General features: G+C 39.2%; 11 protein-coding genes. All 11 read left to right on the top strand.

The features are described from left to right. The first annotated feature begins 208 nt into the window (after nucleotides 1-208). The 11 genes from N8L39_RS07810 (at nucleotide 209) to clpX (ending at nucleotide 17,923) form a co-directional block, all read left to right on the top strand. Nucleotides 209-8,833 carry a GEVED domain-containing protein gene (locus N8L39_RS07810; RefSeq protein ID WP_261010641.1) on the top strand — a complete coding sequence of 2,875 codons (8,625 nt, stop codon included), beginning with the start codon at nucleotides 209-211 and terminating at the stop codon, nucleotides 8,831-8,833. Nucleotides 8,834-9,226: 393 nt separating this feature from the next. Further along, nucleotides 9,227-9,985 (top strand): class I SAM-dependent methyltransferase, encoded by a 759-nt coding sequence (locus tag N8L39_RS07805; RefSeq protein ID WP_261010642.1) that lies wholly within the window; start codon nucleotides 9,227-9,229, stop codon nucleotides 9,983-9,985. 86 nt (nucleotides 9,986-10,071) lie between these two features. Then, on the top strand, nucleotides 10,072-10,584 hold the full coding sequence (locus tag N8L39_RS07800; RefSeq protein ID WP_001049318.1) for an adenine phosphoribosyltransferase: 513 nt from the start codon (nucleotides 10,072-10,074) through the stop codon (nucleotides 10,582-10,584). A gap of 378 nt (nucleotides 10,585-10,962) precedes the next feature. Continuing rightward, nucleotides 10,963-11,907 (top strand): homoserine O-acetyltransferase MetA, encoded by a 945-nt coding sequence (gene metA / locus N8L39_RS07795; protein WP_261010643.1) that lies wholly within the window; start codon nucleotides 10,963-10,965, stop codon nucleotides 11,905-11,907. Between the two features lie 8 nt (nucleotides 11,908-11,915). After that, complete coding sequence (locus N8L39_RS07790; protein WP_261010644.1) at nucleotides 11,916-12,593, top strand: DnaD domain-containing protein; 678 nt, start codon at nucleotides 11,916-11,918, stop codon at nucleotides 12,591-12,593. A 97-nt stretch (nucleotides 12,594-12,690) separates the two neighbouring features. Continuing rightward, a complete protein-coding gene (gene tpiA, locus N8L39_RS07785; RefSeq protein ID WP_261010645.1) occupies nucleotides 12,691-13,449 on the top strand; it encodes a triose-phosphate isomerase in 759 nt (252 codons plus the stop codon). Nucleotides 13,450-13,482: 33 nt separating this feature from the next. Continuing rightward, a complete protein-coding gene (gene lytC, locus N8L39_RS07780) occupies nucleotides 13,483-15,093 on the top strand; it encodes a choline binding-anchored murein hydrolase LytC (RefSeq protein WP_261010646.1) in 1,611 nt (536 codons plus the stop codon). Nucleotides 15,094-15,324: 231 nt separating this feature from the next. After that, on the top strand, nucleotides 15,325-15,843 hold the full coding sequence (locus N8L39_RS07775; protein ID WP_000229881.1) for a Dps family protein: 519 nt from the start codon (nucleotides 15,325-15,327) through the stop codon (nucleotides 15,841-15,843). Nucleotides 15,844-15,973: 130 nt separating this feature from the next. Beyond that, nucleotides 15,974-16,480, top strand: a complete 507-nt coding sequence (locus tag N8L39_RS07770; protein WP_261010647.1) for a dihydrofolate reductase — start codon at nucleotides 15,974-15,976, stop codon at nucleotides 16,478-16,480. Then, nucleotides 16,480-16,650 carry a hypothetical protein gene (locus N8L39_RS07765; protein ID WP_000442260.1) on the top strand — a complete coding sequence of 57 codons (171 nt, stop codon included), beginning with the start codon at nucleotides 16,480-16,482 and terminating at the stop codon, nucleotides 16,648-16,650. The genes N8L39_RS07770 and N8L39_RS07765 overlap by 1 nt, the downstream gene beginning before the upstream one ends. Before the next feature lie 40 nt (nucleotides 16,651-16,690). Continuing rightward, the gene (clpX, locus tag N8L39_RS07760; protein ID WP_012972566.1) at nucleotides 16,691-17,923 is read left to right on the top strand and encodes an ATP-dependent Clp protease ATP-binding subunit ClpX; all 1,233 of its coding nucleotides are present in this window, start codon (nucleotides 16,691-16,693) and stop codon (nucleotides 17,921-17,923) included. Nucleotide 17,924 lies beyond the last annotated feature (1 nt).

Below are 17,924 nucleotides of genomic sequence, written 5' to 3'. Positions count from 1 at the left end.
GAATGACATAGATAAAAATTGAAATTTTCATGTTGTTTTCAAGCAAATAAATTGAATATTGACAGCTAGTGTGATAGAATGAATATACATGTTTCGAAATAAAAGTAGTATACGGAAGAATTCCTTTATTTATGAATGAAATGAAGGAACTTTAATTTTTACTATATCTATGAACATGATATAAAACAAAAGGAGGTTGTTAGTCTCAATGAAAGGCAAACAACAACAAGATTTTAGAACAGAAAAGTACATTCGTTACGGTATTCGTAAATATAGCTTTGGAGCAGCATCAGTTGCTATTGCAGCTGGTTTGATGTTCCTTGGAAATGGTGCGGTATCAGCCTCAGAAACAGTGATCAATGGAAATGTTTCTGATGTGGCAGTAGTATCACCTAATACTGAAGAGAATGGAGCAACGGCTAAAGCTGAAACAGTAGAAACTGTAAAACCAGAAACTGAAACAGCTACAGAAGTGAAACCTGAAGTTAAAGTAGCAAATAAAGCTACACTTGAAGCTAAAGTTGCTGCTTTAGAATCTAAACTTTCTAACGCTAAATACGCAGACGCTTCAGTAGTAAGTTCAGCTAAGGATGTATTGGCAACAGCTAAAGCGACTCTTGCAAAAGCAGATGCTAGTCAAGTAGAAGTAGACAAACAAGTTGAAACTGTCGTAGCTTTGAGCACAGTAGTGGCTGAGTCTGATGCGGCTGGCTTAGAAAAGAAAGAAGCAGCTGATAAGGAAGCAGCAAAAGCTGAAGCAGAAAAAACTACTACTCCAGCTGAAAAATCTCTTTCAGTCGCAACAACAACACTTACACAAGTATCATCAGAAGCTGAAGTAACTAACAAATTGGCTGAGACTGAACTTGCTAAGGCTGATGTGAAAGAAGAAAACAAGGCAGCAGTTACAGCAGCGGTCGCTAAAAACCAAGCAGTTCTTGCTGAAACAAAAGCTCTTCTTGCAGATAAGAGTGTCACAAAAGAGCAAGTAGATGCTCAATTGGAACGTCTTAACGAATCAATTCTTGCAGTTTACAACGAGTTGAAAAACGCAGGAATCGGTCGTGATGGTAAATTTGCAGTAAACTTGGCAGAAGCGCAAACAACAGCTCTTAAAGATGCAAGTACTGAAACAGGGAAAAAATGGTTAGAAGATCATGGATATTCTTCATTATCAGATATCAAAGTTAAAACGAAAGAAGATAACTTAAAAGAAATTAAAGATCTAAATGATCAAATTCAATGGTTAGACTTTGGAGATACAAGTGCATGGACAAATCTAAATGCATCTAACCAACTTCAAATCGGTTCTACATATACAAAAGAATTGATTCCTGGTTATATCGTTACGATGAAAGTTAAGGAACTAAAACCATTTGAATCAACTGAAACATTCAAAAACCGTGTAGCGGGAACGGATTTAGAAAGTTCTTATCAACCGGATAAAGAAAATAAATTTAATCCAGAAAATGGAGCAACAGGACTTGGAGCGAATCCTCAAAATAGATATACTCACGTTGCTAATGCTGGTCTGACATCTGGTAAAGCTAAAACAACAATCGCAGGAACAAATCCTGCAGGTCAACCGAAAAACGGTCAAGCTGCTGGGGTTAAATTCGATGTAACAGCGACTTATAACGGTAAACCTGTAAAACCTGGTATCGTTATGACATCTGGGGAAGATATCGGGACACTTGAGTCTGAAATTTATACAACTAATGGTACTCCATGGGACTTAGCTGCGATTGTTGGTTATAGTTCAAATAAAAATGCTTATGTTCCACTTGATAAATTTAAAGATATGAATGGTGGTAAAACTGCTATCCTTAAATGGCAAGATGAAAAATTCTATAATGCTCTAAGTGGTGAAAAATTTGCAACACCTGATGCTGCTACTGCTGGTCTTGGCTCTCAAGTATTCGGTGGATACCGTAACAACGGTGGAGCAGGAACTCCGGTATTATCTACAGCAAACGTAACTGAAGTAGGATTTTATATTATGTCTTCTGGACAACAGTCTTCTATGATCGGTATTAAGTTCTCAGACTTTGGGGATCTTCCAGAATCTTATGGAATGGCTGAACACTACTTAAGAACACAATCTATTGATTATGATACAAAAGCAATTAAACAAATTCAACAACCATACTTAGGTAAAGTAAAAGCGGATATCGACTCTGCACCGGGTACTCGTGTACGTGGAATAGGTTCTGATGATGCAACAGAAACTGGAGATGAAGGTGTAGATCAATTAATCTCAGAAGAACATGTACACACTAACGTAGATACTGGACAACCAGAGGTTAAATTCATCCAAGGACCAGATAACACTTATAAAGTAAAACTTTACGCTTCAGCAAATGGTAATGATAAGTACACAGATACAGTTGCACCAGCTTATGTGCGTGGATTTATCGACTTTAACGGAAATGGTAAATTTGATGAAGGTGAACAATCAGATACCGTACAAGTAAATGGAAATAACCAAATTGTAGAATTAACATTTAAGAATACTCAAGTAATTGATACTAGTAAAGATGTAGTAAACTTCCGTGTTCGTATCGCTAAAGACGAAGCTCAAGTAGAAAGACCAAATGGAATTGCATACTCAGGGGAAGTTGAAGATAACCAAATCCAAGTAGCGCATCCACCACGTGGAGATAAAGAAGAAACTACTGGTAAACAAGGTGAAACTCAATCAGTAGGTATCGAATTCAGAACACGTCCATCAGGTGATGATGCATCTGACTTAGGTTCTAACAATGGTAAAACTACATTCAACTCATACGGTAAGATTCACTACACTGAACAAAGTAATGTAATTAGTGCTGAAACTACTAAGAAAGTTCAATCTGAAGGTGTAATGATTGTTAACCCAGATGGATCATTAACAAAAACTTACACTAAAGCAGGTCAAGGTACATACACAGTAACAGATGACAAGATTACTTTCACTCCAGAAGCTAACTTCGTAGGAAAAGCTGATGGTATCGTATTACGTGCTGTAGACTCAAATGGTCAATCAACTGGATGGACTGCATTGACAAACCAAAATGGACTTGAAAACATCAATGATGGTAGTCACTCAGCAGGTACAACTAAGACTATGGATGCTGTCTACATTCCAACAGTAACTCCGAAAGAAATCACTGCAGATCCAGAAGAATCAACAGATGTACAAGGTAAAGAACAGAAGAAAACACCAACATTTAAAACCGAAGGTGATTCAGCTACACCGGTAACACCAAGTGCTACTTATCCAGCTAAATTAGTAGATCCAAAAACTGGCGATAAAGTTGACTCTGTAACTGTAGATGGAGAAGGAACTTACACAATCGATACAGCAACTGGAGAAGTTAAATTCCAACCACTTCCAACCTTTAAAGGAACTGCTTCAGGTGTTGACGTAACATTAACAGCACCAGTAGGTCAAGATAAAGATGGCCAACCTGTAACTGCGACAGCTACTACAAAATACACACCAACTGTAACTGCTGTAGAACCAATAGCTAAACCAGCAGATTCAGCAGGTGTACAAGGTGAGACTCAAAAAGGAACTCCTACATTCACAGCAGGAAATGCAGAAGTACCAATTAAAGAAAATTCTGTAAAACTATTAAATCCAGATGGAACAGAAGCAAATGGACCAGTAGATGCTTTAGATGAAAAAGGTAATAAAGTAGGGGAATACACAGTAAACCCAGCTACAGGTGAAGTAACATTTACACCAACTGACAAAACTTACACTGGTAAAGTAACTCCAGCTAAAGTTCAAGCAGAAGATAAAAACGGAACGAAAGTAAACACTACTTACACTCCACACATCGTAGGTGTAACACCAACAGCAACACCAGCAGAATCTTCAGGTATCCAAGGTGAAGTACAAGATGGAACTGTAACATTCACCCAAGGTGAAACTACAATCGAAGGTAAGAAAAAATCAGTACCAATCAAAGCTAACTCAGCGGTTCTTCTTGATGCTTCAGGTAACCCAGTAGCGGCAGGGACTCCAGTAGATGCTTTAGATCCAGAAGGAAACAAAGTAGGGGAATACACAATTGACCCAGGTACTAACAAAGTAACATTCACACCAACTAAAAAAGAATACAAAGGTAAAGTACAACCAGCTAAGGTTCAAGCAGAAGATGAAAATGGAACAAAAGTTTCAACAACTTACACTCCATCTATCGTAGGTGTAACACCAACTGCTTCACCAGCTGAAACAACAGATGTACAAGGTGTTGAACAATCGAAAGAAGTAACCTTCAAACCTGGTAAAGCAACAGTTAATGGTGTTGAAAAAGAAGTGCCAATCGATACTACTTCATACAAACTATTGGATGAAAATGGACAACCGGTAGAATCAGTACCAGCTAAAAACCCAGCAGGAGATGTTATCGGTACTTACACACTTAAAGTTGTAGACGGTAAAGCAACTGCGGTATTTACACCAACTGATAAAACATATGCAGGTGAAGTTGCACCAGTTACGATCCAAGCTAAAGACACAAACGGAACTCCAGTAACTACAACTTACACTCCAAACATCACTCCAGTAGAACCAACAGGAGCGCCAAAAGCGACTGAAGGTGCACAAGGACAACCTCAAGCAGGAACTCCAACATTCACACCAGGTGATGCTAAAGTTCCTATGAAGATCGATGCGGATCAACCAGCTAAACTCATCGATCCAGCTACTGGACAACCAACTGATGAAACAACAATTCCAGCAAAAGACGCTAACGGAAAAGAAGTTGGTACATACACAATCGATCCAACAACAGGTAAAGTAACATTCACACCAAATAAAGACTTTACGGGTACTCCAGTACCAGCAACAGTTCAAGCCAAAGATGCAAATGGAACTCCAACAACAGCTACTTACACACCAACTGTTAAACCAGTAACACCAAAAGGTGTAGATACATTCACAAAAGATATCCAAGGAGCGGAACAAAAAGGTACTCCTGAATTTAAACCTGGTAAAACAATCATTGATGGAAAAGAAGTAGAAGTTCCTATTGATACTAAAGAACCAGCTAAATTAATCGATCCAAAAACTGGTCAACCAGTAGACTCTGTAACAATTGATGGAGAAGGAACTTATACAGTTAATCCAGAAACTGGAGAAGTAACATTTACACCAGATCCTCAATTCACAGGAAAAGGAACACCAATCAAAGTTCAACGTAAAGATACAAACGGAACACCTGTAACAGGTGACTACACAGCGGTAGTAGTACCTGCTGACCCAGAAGGAGACGATGTAACAACTGCGGATATTCAAGGTGCAGAACAAAGTGGAACACCGAAATTCCATGGTGGTAAAGCAAATATTGATGGTGTAGAAAAAGAAGTGCCTATCGATGAAACTGTTCCAGCTAAACTAATTGATCCAACTACAGGTCAAGAAGTTACTGAAGTTGTAACAGATGAAGGAACATACAGAGTAGATCCAGATGGAACGGTTCACTTTAAACCAAAACCAGATTTCGTAGGAAAAACTAAAGGTGTAACTGTAAAACGTGTTGATACAAATGGAACATCAGCAACTGGTACATTTACACCAACGGTGGTTGGAACTTCTCCAAAAGCAGAACCGTCAGTATCTTCAGACATTCAAGGTCAAGCACAAGAACAAACGGTTAAATTCACAGGTGGTTCAGCAGTTGTTAAAGACCCGGTAACAGGAGCTAAAACAGAAAAATCTGTAGATATTGATCCAGATACTTATACATTATTAGATGAAAATGGACAACCAGCACCAGAAGTACCAGCTAAAGATTCAAAAGGAAATGTAATTGGTAAATACACTCTTAAAACAGAAGATGGTAAAGATCCAGTTGCAGTATTCACTCCAACAGATAAAACTTACGCAGGTCCAGTTCAGCCAGTAACAGTTCAAGCGAAAGATAAAAACGGAACAGCTGTAACAACAACTTACACTCCAAATATCACGCCTGTTAAACCAACTGCTAAAGGAACAACTTCTGAAGGTGCGCAAGGTCAAGAGCAAAGCGGAACTCCAACATTCACAGAAGGACACGAAAAAGCTCCAATCGACCCAACTGTACCAGCTAAATTAATCGATCCAGAAACTGGTGAACCAACTGATGAAACTTCAGTAGAAGTACCAGGAGAAGGAACTTACACAATCAATCCAGAAACTGGTGAAGTAACATTCAAACCAGAACCAAACTTCACAGGTAAAGCTGAAGGTGTTGAAGTTCAACGTAAAGATACGAACGGTACTCCAGCAACAGCTAAATACACACCGACAGTTAAACCAGTAACACCAACATCAGATGACGTAGTATCTGAAGATGTACAAGGTGCGAAACAAACTGGAACTCCAGTATTCACAGCAGGTAAAACAACAGTTAACAGTAAAGAAGTAACTGTAGAATTATCTGATGAACCAGCTAAATTAGTAGATCCAAAAACTGGAGAATCAGTAGATTCAGTAACAGTACCAGGAGAAGGAACATACACAATTGAAAATGGTGTAGTAACATTCACTCCAGAACCACAATTTACAGGTAAAGCTAGCGGAGTGACAGTTAAACGTACTGACACAAATGGTACAGAAGTAACAGCTAAATACACGCCAACAGTTAAACCAGTAACACCAAAAGCAGAAGGTGTAACAACAACTGATGTACAAGGTGCTAAACAAACTGGTAAACCAGAATTCACAGCAGGTAAAACAACCGTTAACAATGTAGAAAAAACTGTAGAATTATCTGATAAACCAGCTAAACTAGTAGATCCGAAAACAGGAGACCCAGTTGATTCTGTAACTATCGAAGGAGAAGGAACTTACACAGTTACTCCAGATGGAACTGTAACATTTACTCCAAATAAAGATTTCACTGGTCAAGCGACAGGTGTAACTGTTAAACGTGAAGATATAAATGGAACACCAGTAACAGCTAAGTACACTCCAGTTGTATTACCAGTAACACCAAGTTCTAAAGACGTAACATCAATCGGTGATAAAGGTCAAGAACAATCTGAGACTCCAGTATTCACAGCAGGAACTACTAAAGTGAATGGTAAAACAGTGGTTGTGCCAATCGATGAAAATGTGGCTCCAGCTCTAGAAGGTGCAGATCCAGAAGGTAAGGTAGTCGTACCAGGAGAAGGAACTTACACAATCGATAAGAACGGTAAAGTAACCTTCACTCCAGAAAAAGACTTCGTAGGAAAAGCTAAAGGTGTAACAGTTAAACGTGTTGACGAAAATGGAACACCAGTAACAGCTCAATACACACCGACAGTATTAGGTAAAACAACTACAGAAAACGTAGTATCTGAAGGTGCTAAAGGACAACCTCAATCTAATACTCCAGTATTCAAAGGTGATGTAGACACTACAGTAGCTCCAACGTTTAAAGATGGATCAACAACTAAAGAAGTACCAGGAGAAGGGACTTACACAATCGATAAAGATGGTAAAGTAACATTTACTCCAGAACCAAACTTCGTAGGAAAAGCTACTCCAGTAGAAGTTGTACGTAAAGATAAAAACGGTAAAACAATCAAAGCTTCTTACACACCAACAGTACATCCTGATACTAAATTTGTAGTAGTAGGAAAAGATGGTAAAGAGACTGAACTTATCCCATCTAAAGATGGTAAGAACCCATCAGAAACTATTCCAGGATACAAAGTTGTGAAGACTGAAACGGATGAAAAAGGGAATACGAAACATATCTACGAACCAGTAACAACTAAACACGTAGATAAGAACGGTAACCCAATCCCAGGAACAACAACAGAAGAAGGAGCAAAAGAGCCTAAGAATATCCCAGGATACAAAGTAGTAGAAACTCGTAAACTTCCAAATGGTGATACAGAATATGTATACGAAAAAGTAACGACAAGATACGTAGATAAAGCTGGTCACCCAATTCCAGGAACTGAAATTGAAGAAGGAACAAAAGAACCTAAGAACATTCCAGGTTACAAACTAGTAAGTACAACAACTATTCCAAAAGGAGATACAGTTCACACTTACGAACCAGTAACTACAACATTCAAGGATAAAGATGGTAACCTTATTACTGTTGACAAAGACAATAACCCAGTAGAATCAACAGAAGAAGGAGAAAAACCTAAGAAAGATATCCCAGGGTACAGATTCGTAGAAACTAAGACTCTTCCAAATGGAGACACAGAACATGTCTACGAAAAAGTTTCAACTCCTGCGCCAACTCCATCAGTTGAAAAACCAAAAGGACTTATCAGAGATACTGAAGGAAATGTAATCCCAGGATTTGAATTCGATATGTTATCACCAGTCCTAGATATTCCTGAATATGAATATGTTGAAACAGTGACAGAAAAAGATGGAACAGTTAAACATATCTACAGAAAAGTGAAGAAATCACCTTTACAACCAAATGTTCAGCCTACAAACAATCGTGCTACGATTTGGACGGATGAAAATGGAAATCCATTGAAACCAACTGAGCCAGGTTCTAAAGAACCAGGAACAATTACAGGTTATGAATATGTCAAAACTGTAACTGATCCAGCTGGAACTATCAAGCATATCTTCAGAAAAGTTGAAATGCCAACTCCAGTTGAACCAAGTCAACCAGTACAACCAGTTGAGCCAGCTACTCCAGCAATGCCTGAACAGCCAGCTAAACCTCAAGTACCGGCTACTCCAGCACAACCAGTACCAGCAACAGCAGTCAAAGAAGCTGAAGCTAAGCGTGAATTGCCAAATACTGGTACAGAAGACCATGCTAACCTTGCAGCACTTGGACTTCTCGGAGTATTGAGTGGATTTGGTCTTGTAGCTCGCAAGAAGAAAGAAGACTAAGCTTTCTGATTGATATGATTTGTTTGCAATAAACATATCTGTTTAAACCTGATGAATCGTTCGATTCATCAGGTTTTTTCGGGCTCTTTGTCAACTGTGTAGTGGGTTGAAGTCAGCTAAGATCTAGAAAGGACAAATTTCGTCCTTTCTTTTTTGAGGATAACAGCCATGTCATTCATCTGAGATGTAAGTACTCCGTGGTTACCATCTACTAGTGAACCTATATGCGTAAACTACGTGAGCAATTGAATTCGAACTAGAGAGTTAATTAATAGATTTATGCTATAGTCATGGCAGCTTGTATGCTTTTGATTCTAGTTTATCAAATAATAGATTAGAATTGTCAGATAATATTATTTTATGTTATAATGAATAAAAAATAGAGGTGTTCAAATGTCAGAAGCAGGTCATAAGTTTTTAGCAAAACTGGGGAAAAAACGCTTACGTCCAGGTGGGAAACGAGCCACAGATTGGTTAATTGCAGAAGGAGGATTTTCAAAAGAAAAGAGAATACTAGAGGTTGCGTGTAATAGGGGAACTACAGCAATTGAGTTGGCACAGCGTTTTGGTTGTAAGATAACTGCTGTTGATATGGATGCTCAAGCTTTAGAAGTGGCTAAAAGATCTGCTGAAATGGCAGGTGTTGCTCATTTAATCAGTTTTGAAAGAGCTAATGCAATGAAACTTCCTTATGAAGATGCTAGTTTTGATATTGTTATAAACGAAGCTATGCTGACTATGCAAGCCGATCAAGCTAAGAAAAAATGTGTAATGGAATATCTAAGGGTTTTAAAACCTGAAGGTCTTCTCTTGACACATGATGTGCTTCTTAAGGAAGCTAAAGAGTCTGTCAGACAGGAACTGTCACAAGCAATTCATGTAAATGTAGGTCCTTTAACTCAAGATGGTTGGGAAGAGGTGATGATAGAATCAGGTTATCGTGATGTGAAAGTATTGACTGGTGAAATGACATTAATGAAATTATCAGGTATGATTTATGACGAAGGTTGGCTAGGAACCTTGAAAATTTGTGTAAATGCTTGTAAAAAGGAGAATAGAAAGCAGTTTTTAACTATGTATAAAATGTTTGCTAAGAATAAACAGAAATTGGGCTTTATTGCGATGGCTAGTCATAAATCGTCAAATCGTTAGATAATCATTGATGTTAACTTTTCCTTTCTTCTTTCTTAAAAAATATGCTATAATAGAGAGTAAAAAACTTTGAAAGAAAGAAAAAGATGAATTTAAAAGATTATATTGCAACAATTGAAAATTATCCGAAGGAAGGGATTACCTTCCGTGATATCAGTCCTTTGATGGCTGATGGAAATGCTTATAGCTACGCTGTTCGTGAAATCGTTCAGTATGCTACTGACAAGAAAATCGACATGATCGTGGGACCTGAGGCTCGTGGTTTTATCGTGGGCTGTCCAGTTGCCTTTGAGTTGGGAATTGGTTTTGCACCTGTTCGTAAACCAGGTAAATTGCCACGCGAAGTCATTTCTGCTGACTATGAAAAAGAGTACGGTGTTGATACCTTGACTATGCATGCTGATGCCATTAAGCCAGGTCAACGTGTTCTTATCGTGGATGACCTCTTGGCAACAGGTGGAACTGTTAAGGCAACCATCGAGATGATTGAAAAACTTGGTGGTGTTGTAGCAGGTTGTGCCTTCCTTGTTGAATTGGATGAATTGAACGGTCGTGAAAAAATCGGTGACTACGATTACAAAGTTCTTATGCATTATTAATGAAAAACAGTCCCTAGGGCTGTTTTCTCTACATTAGGATATAAAAATAGACTATAGCTAGTTAGAGAAAAACTATAATTGAAAACTATATCTTCTTGCAGTATAATAAAAGGACTAAGTGTTTGAGATTTAGTTTCATACTCAATGAAAATCAAAGAGCAAACTAGGAAACTAGCCGCAGGTTGCTCAAAACACTGTTTTGAGGTTGTAGATGGAACTGACGTAGTCAGCTCAAAACACTGTTTTGAGGTTGTGGATAGAACTGACGAAGTCAGTAACATATCTACGGCAAGGCAACGTTGACGCGGTTTGAAGAGATTTTCGAAGAGTTTCAAACATATGCAATGATTCCTGAAAGAATACAGTTAGGAGAGGGTTATGCCGATTCGAATTGATAAAAAATTACCAGCTGTTGAGATTTTACGGACAGAGAACATCTTTGTCATGGATGATCAACGTGCGGCCCACCAAGATATCCGTCCTTTGAAGATTTTAATTTTAAATCTCATGCCACAGAAAATGGTCACAGAGACCCAGTTGTTGCGCCATTTGGCGAATACACCCCTGCAACTGGATATTGATTTTCTCTATATGGAAAGCCATCGTTCTAAGACAACTCGTTCAGAGCACATGGAGACATTCTATAAAACCTTTCCTGAAGTCAAGGATGAGTATTTTGATGGGATGATTATCACGGGTGCTCCAGTTGAGCATTTACCATTTGAGGAAGTGGACTATTGGGAGGAATTCAGTCAGGTAATCGAGTGGTCCAAGACCCATGTCTATTCGACCCTTCATATCTGCTGGGGGGCTCAGGCGGGACTCTATCTGCGCTATGGAGTGGAAAAATACCAGATGGACAGTAAGTTATCAGGTATTTATCCTCAGGACACCTTAAAGGAAGGTCATCTTCTTTTTAGAGGCTTTGACGATAGCTATGTATCCCCTCATTCTCGGCACACGGAGATTTCTAAAGAAGAGGTCTTAAACAAAACCAATCTCGAGATTTTATCAGAGGGTCTTCAGGTTGGGGTTTCGATTTTGGCCAGTCGTGATTTGCGAGAAATTTATAGTTTTGGGCATTTGGAATATGATCGTGATACCTTGGCAAAAGAGTATTTTAGGGATCGTGACGCAGGTTTAGACCCACATATTCCAGAAAATTATTTTAAGGATGATGATGTCAACCAGACACCTTGTCTTTGTTGGTCTTCATCAGCAGCCCTCTTTTTCAGTAACTGGGTGAACTATGCCGTCTATCAGGAAACCCCTTTTGACTGGAGAAAAATAGAAGATGATGCATCTGCATTTGGGTATTTATAAGAGGAATTATGACATATTTAGACGCTTTTAAATCAGGGAACTTGGTTTTACCGAGTGCCCTGCTCTTGCATTTTAAGGAACTCTTTCCTTCTAGCGACGATTTTCTAGTCTGGCAATTTTTCTATTTGCAAAATACGACAGGCTTAGAAGAAATGTCTCCAAGCCAGATTGCCGAAAGGATTGGCAAGGAAATTTCGGATGTCAATCAGGCTATTTCCAATCTGACAGAGAGGGGACTGCTTCAGTATCGAACGATCGAATTAAATGGCGAAATCGAATTGCTTTTTGATGCTAGTTTGGCCTTGGAACGTTTGGATAATTTGCTTGGAGCTACTGCTTCGAGTTCAGACCAGTTGACACCTCAAAACCAGCTCAAGGAGTTGGTAGAAACATTCCAGCAGGAGTTGGGGCGCTTGTTGACTCCTTTTGAGATTGAGGATTTGACCAAGACACTAAAAGAAGATGGGACCAGTGCTGACTTGATTAAGGAAGCTCTCCGTGAAGCTGTTTTGAATGGAAAACAAAACTGGAAGTACATTCAGGCGATTTTGAGAAATTGGCGCCATGAAGGAATCAAGAGTGTGGCTCAAATCGAGGCTAAACGGGCAGAGAGAGAAGCCAGCAATCCTCAGTTGACACAGGTATCTGCAGATTTTAGAAATGCTATGGATCTCTGGAAGGATTAATAGTTGGAAGCAGGCTTGAAATCCGAGTAAGATTTGCAAGCTGTGTCTAATTGTGATAAAATAAGTAGAAAATAAATTGAAAAAAGAGGTATGTGAAATGTCACGTAAACCATTTATCGCTGGTAACTGGAAAATGAACAAAAATCCAGAAGAGGCTAAAGCATTCGTTGAAGCAGTTGCATCAAAACTTCCTTCATCAGATCTTGTTGAAGCAGGTATCGCAGCTCCAGCTCTTGATTTGACAACTGTTCTTACTGCTGCAAAAGGCTCAAACCTTAAAGTTGCTGCTCAAAACTGCTACTTTGAAAATGCAGGTGCTTTCACTGGTGAAACAAGCCCACAAGTTTTGAAAGAAATCGGTACTGATTACGTTGTTATCGGTCACTCAGAACGCCGTGACTACTTCCATGAAACTGACGAAGATATCAACAAAAAAGCAAAAGCAATCTTTGCGAACGGTATGCTTCCAATCATCTGTTGTGGTGAGTCACTTGAAACTTACGAAGCTGGTAAAGCTGCTGAATTCGTAGGTGCTCAAGTATCTGCTGCATTGGCTGGTTTGACAGCTGAACAAGTTGCTGTATCAGTTATCGCTTATGAGCCAATCTGGGCTATCGGTACTGGTAAATCAGCTTCACAAGATGATGCACAAAAAATGTGTAAAGTTGTTCGTGACGTTGTAGCTGCTGACTTCGGTCAAGAAGTTGCAGACAAAGTTCGTGTTCAATACGGTGGTTCTGTTAAACCTGAAAACGTTGCTTCATATATGGCTTGCCCAGACGTTGACGGTGCCCTTGTAGGTGGTGCGTCACTTGAAGCAGAAAGCTTCTTGGCTTTGCTTGACTTTGTAAAATAATCAGTAGCAAAAGCTAGGTGGAACAGCATTCAGATGTCTGTTCCATTTTTTATAGGAGAGGAAAGATTGAAAACAAAGATTGGGAAAATTGGATTAGCAAGTGCCTTCTTGCTTGGATTGGTTGTCAATCAAGTGGCTGCCAATGAAACTGAAGTGAAAGCATCTTCGGAAGAAAGCAGTGTTCAAGCTTCTTCTAGTAAGATAGAAGAAAAGAAATCAGAAACGACTACAAGTCAAAAAGAAGAAGAAAAAAAGGTTGAGACTTCTTCTAGTCAGCGTCCAGAGAAAAAGGAAGAAGTCAAAGAGACGCGAGCTAGTAGTCAGAAAGAAGAAAGTAAGCCAAATTCAACATCAGCACACTGGGAAGGTGACTTCTATGTAAAAGCAGATGGTTCAAAAGCTAAGAGCGAGTGGATTTTCGATACTACCTATAATAGCTGGTTCTATATAAAAGCAGATGGTCGTTATGCTCAAAAAGAATGGCATGGGAACTACTACCTCAAAGCAGGTGGTTACATGGCTAAAAATGAATGGGTTTACGATAGCAATTATAATAGCTGGTTCTACCTCAAGGCAGATGGTTCTTATGCAGAACAAGAATGGCAGGAAATTAATGGCAAATGGTACTATTTCAAGAAATGGGGCTATATGGCTAAAAGTCAGTGGCAAGGAAATTATTTCTTGAATGGTCAAGGTGCCATGATGCAAAACGAATGGCTTTACGATCCAGCTTATTCTTCTTATTTCTATCTTAAGGCAGATGGTTCTTACGCTAATGAACAGTGGCAAAAGATTGATGGCAAGTGGTATTATTTCAAGAAGTGGGGTTACATGGCTAAAGACGAGTGGCATGGAAACTACTATCTTACTGAAAGTGGTGCTATGGCAACAGGTGAGCTAATCATGGACGATACTCGTTATACTTTTGCCGATTCAGGGGAACTGAAAGAAAAGAAAGCCTTGAATGTTGGTTGGGTTTATCGAAACGGACACCGTTATTTCTTTAACCATCGTGAAGAACAGGTCGGAACTGACCGTGCTAAGAAGGTTATTGATGTCAGTGAGCATAATGGCCGCATTAGTGATTGGAAAAAGGTTATTCAGGAAAATGGGGTTGATGGCGTTATTGTTCGTTTGGGATATAGCGGTGTAGAAGATAAGGAATTGGCTTATAATATTCAAGAATTTAATCGACTAGGCATTCCTTATGGTGTCTATCTGTATACCTATGCAGAAAATGAAACAGATGCTGAGAATGATGCCAAACAGACTATTGAACTTTTGAAGAAATACAAGATGAACTTATCTTATCCAATTTACTATGATGTTGAAAACTGGGAATATGAAAATAAATCTAAGAAAGCTCCGGCTGATACTGACACTTGGGTTAAAATCATCAATAAGTATATGGAAACCATGAAAAAAGCAGGTTATCAAAATGTGAAAGTTTATAGCTATCGTCAACTTTTGCAAACTCGTTTGAATCATCCAAATATTTTACAACATGTAAACTGGGTTGCAGCCTATACGGATGCGCTTGATTGGAATAATCCTCATTATTCAGGAGAAAAAGGATGGCAATATACTTCATCTGACATTCTTAAAGGGATTCGAGGACGTGTGGATGTCAGCGTCTGGTATTAATCTGTAAAACTGAGAAGAGAGTCTACAAATTGTATGCTCTTTTCTTTATTTCATCGCTGTTAAGAGAGCTTGAAAGTGACTGGGTTTTATTCTAAAAAATCTTAAATTATCAGTCTATTGCAACTTTTCTCATGTGAGTCATTTGGCTTGCTATTGGTTTTACTTAGTAGTATACTAAGATAGTAATCGTTAAGAAGTGGTTACAAATAATAATGAATGAGGTAAAATAAAATGGTAGAATTGAAAAAAGAAGCAGTAAAAGACGTAACATCATTGACAAAAGCGGCGCCAGTAGCATTGGCAAAAACAAAGGAAGTATTGAACCAAGCTGTTGCTGATTTGTATGTGGCCCATGTGGCTTTGCACCAAGTACACTGGTACATGCGTGGTCGTGGTTTTCTTGTATGGCATCCAAAAATGGATGAGTACATGGAAGCTCTTGATGGTCAATTGGATGAAATCAGCGAACGCTTGATTACACTTGGTGGTAGCCCATTCTCTACATTGACAGAATTCCTTCAAAACAGTGAAATCGAAGAAGAAGCTGGTGAATACCGTAATGTTGAAGAAAGCTTGGAACGTGTCCTTGCTATCTACCGTTACTTGTCAGAACTCTTCCAAAAAGGTTTGGATGTTACTGATGAAGAAGGTGACGATGTGACAAACGGTATCTTTGCAGATGCTAAAACTGAAACTGATAAAACAATCTGGATGCTTGCCGCAGAACTTGGACAAGCACCTGGTTTGTAAGAAATAATAGTAATATATATAAATCTGTAGGAAATTTCTTACAGATTTTTTCTATCTTATAAGCTATTCCAAACCAGTCTTTTTTCGAGTTTTTTGATAAAATAGTACTATCAGTGAAAAGGATGGAAGCATGACTAAGAAAATCGTAGCTATTTGGGCCCAGGATGAAGAGGGTGTGATTGGGAAGGACAATCGTCTGCCTTGGTATTTGCCAGCAGAATTGCAACACTTTAAAGAAACAACTCTGAATCATGCCATCTTGATGGGGCGTGTGACTTTTGATGGGATGGGACGTCGCTTGCTTCCAAAACGGGAGACCTTGATTTTGACACGTAACCCGGAAGAAACGATAGATGGAGTTACTGTCTTTCATGATGTCCAGTCTGTCTTGGACTGGTATCAGGCTCAAGAAAAGAATCTTTATATTCTCGGTGGGAAGCAAATTTTTCAGGCTTTTGAACCCTACCTTGACGAAGTGATTGTGACTAAAATTCATGCTCGGGTGGAGGGAGATACCTATTTCCCTGAAGAGTTTGATCTGTCTCTTTTTGAGACAGTTTCAAGCAAATCCTATAGCAAAGATGAGAAAAATCCTTATGATTTTACCATCCACTACCGCAAGAGAAAGGAAGTCTAATGGAACGTAGTATATTTGGTTTTTTCACAGCCATGCTGTGTTTGGTCTGCTTACTTGCAGGAGCACAGGCTTTTCGTAAAAAGCGCTATGGACTTTCTGTCCTGCTCTGGTTAAATGCCTTTACCAATTTGGTCAATAGTATCCATGCTTTTTACATGACCTTATTTTAGATAGAATGACAGTATAAAAAGAATAGAACGGAAGGAAATCATGCCTACAAATAGGAATAATGATATGATGGTTTATTGCTCATTTTGTGGCAAAAGCCAAGAAGAAGTACAAAAAATAATCGCAGGTAACAACGCCTTTATCTGTAATGAATGTGTGGAGTTGGCCCAGGAAATCATTCGGGAGGAGTTGGCTGAGGAAGTCTTGGCAGACTTGTCAGAAGTTCCAAAACCAATCGAACTCCTCCATATCTTGAACCACTATGTAATCGGTCAAGATCGTGCCAAACGTGCCTTGGCAGTAGCAGTATACAACCACTACAAACGCATCAATTTCCACGATACACGCGAAGAGTCAGAAGATGTGGATTTGCAGAAGTCAAACATCTTGATGATTGGCCCAACTGGTTCAGGGAAAACTTTCCTTGCTCAGACCTTGGCTAAGAGCTTGAATGTGCCTTTTGCTATTGCGGATGCGACAGCTCTTACTGAGGCTGGTTATGTGGGTGAGGATGTAGAAAATATCCTCCTCAAACTCTTGCAGGCTGCTGACTTTAACATCGAACGTGCCGAGCGTGGGATTATCTACGTGGATGAAATTGACAAGATTGCCAAGAAGAGCGAAAATGTATCTATCACACGTGACGTTTCTGGTGAAGGGGTGCAACAAGCCCTTCTCAAAATTATCGAGGGAACTGTAGCTAGCGTACCGCCTCAAGGTGGACGTAAACATCCACAACAAGAAATGATTCAAGTGGATACTAAAAATATCCTCTTCATCGTGGGTGGTGCCTTTGATGGCATTGAAGAAATCGTCAAACAACGTCTGGGTGAGAAAGTTATTGGCTTTGGTCAAAATAACAAGGCGATTGATGAAAACAGCTCATACATGCAAGAAATCATCGCTGAAGATATTCAAAAATTTGGTATTATCCCTGAGTTAATTGGACGATTGCCTGTCTTTGCTGCTCTTGAGCAATTGACTGTTGATGACTTGGTTCGTATCTTGAAAGAGCCAAGAAATGCCTTGGTGAAACAATACCAAACCTTACTTTCTTATGATGATGTCGAGTTGGAATTTGATGATGAAGCCCTTCAAGAGATTGCCAATAAAGCCATCGAACGGAAGACAGGGGCGCGTGGTCTTCGCTCCATCATCGAAGAAACCATGCTAGATGTTATGTTTGAAGTACCGAGTCAGGAAAATGTGAAATTGGTCCGCATCACAAAAGAAGCTGTCGATGGAACGGATAAACCAATCCTAGAAACAGCCTAGA

The organism is Streptococcus mitis (assembly GCF_946190285.1).
Classification (GTDB): Bacteria; Bacillota; Bacilli; order Lactobacillales; family Streptococcaceae; genus Streptococcus; species Streptococcus mitis_CP.
Note: the sequence above shows the minus strand (reverse complement) of the source record. Positions and strands in the feature narration are given on the sequence as shown.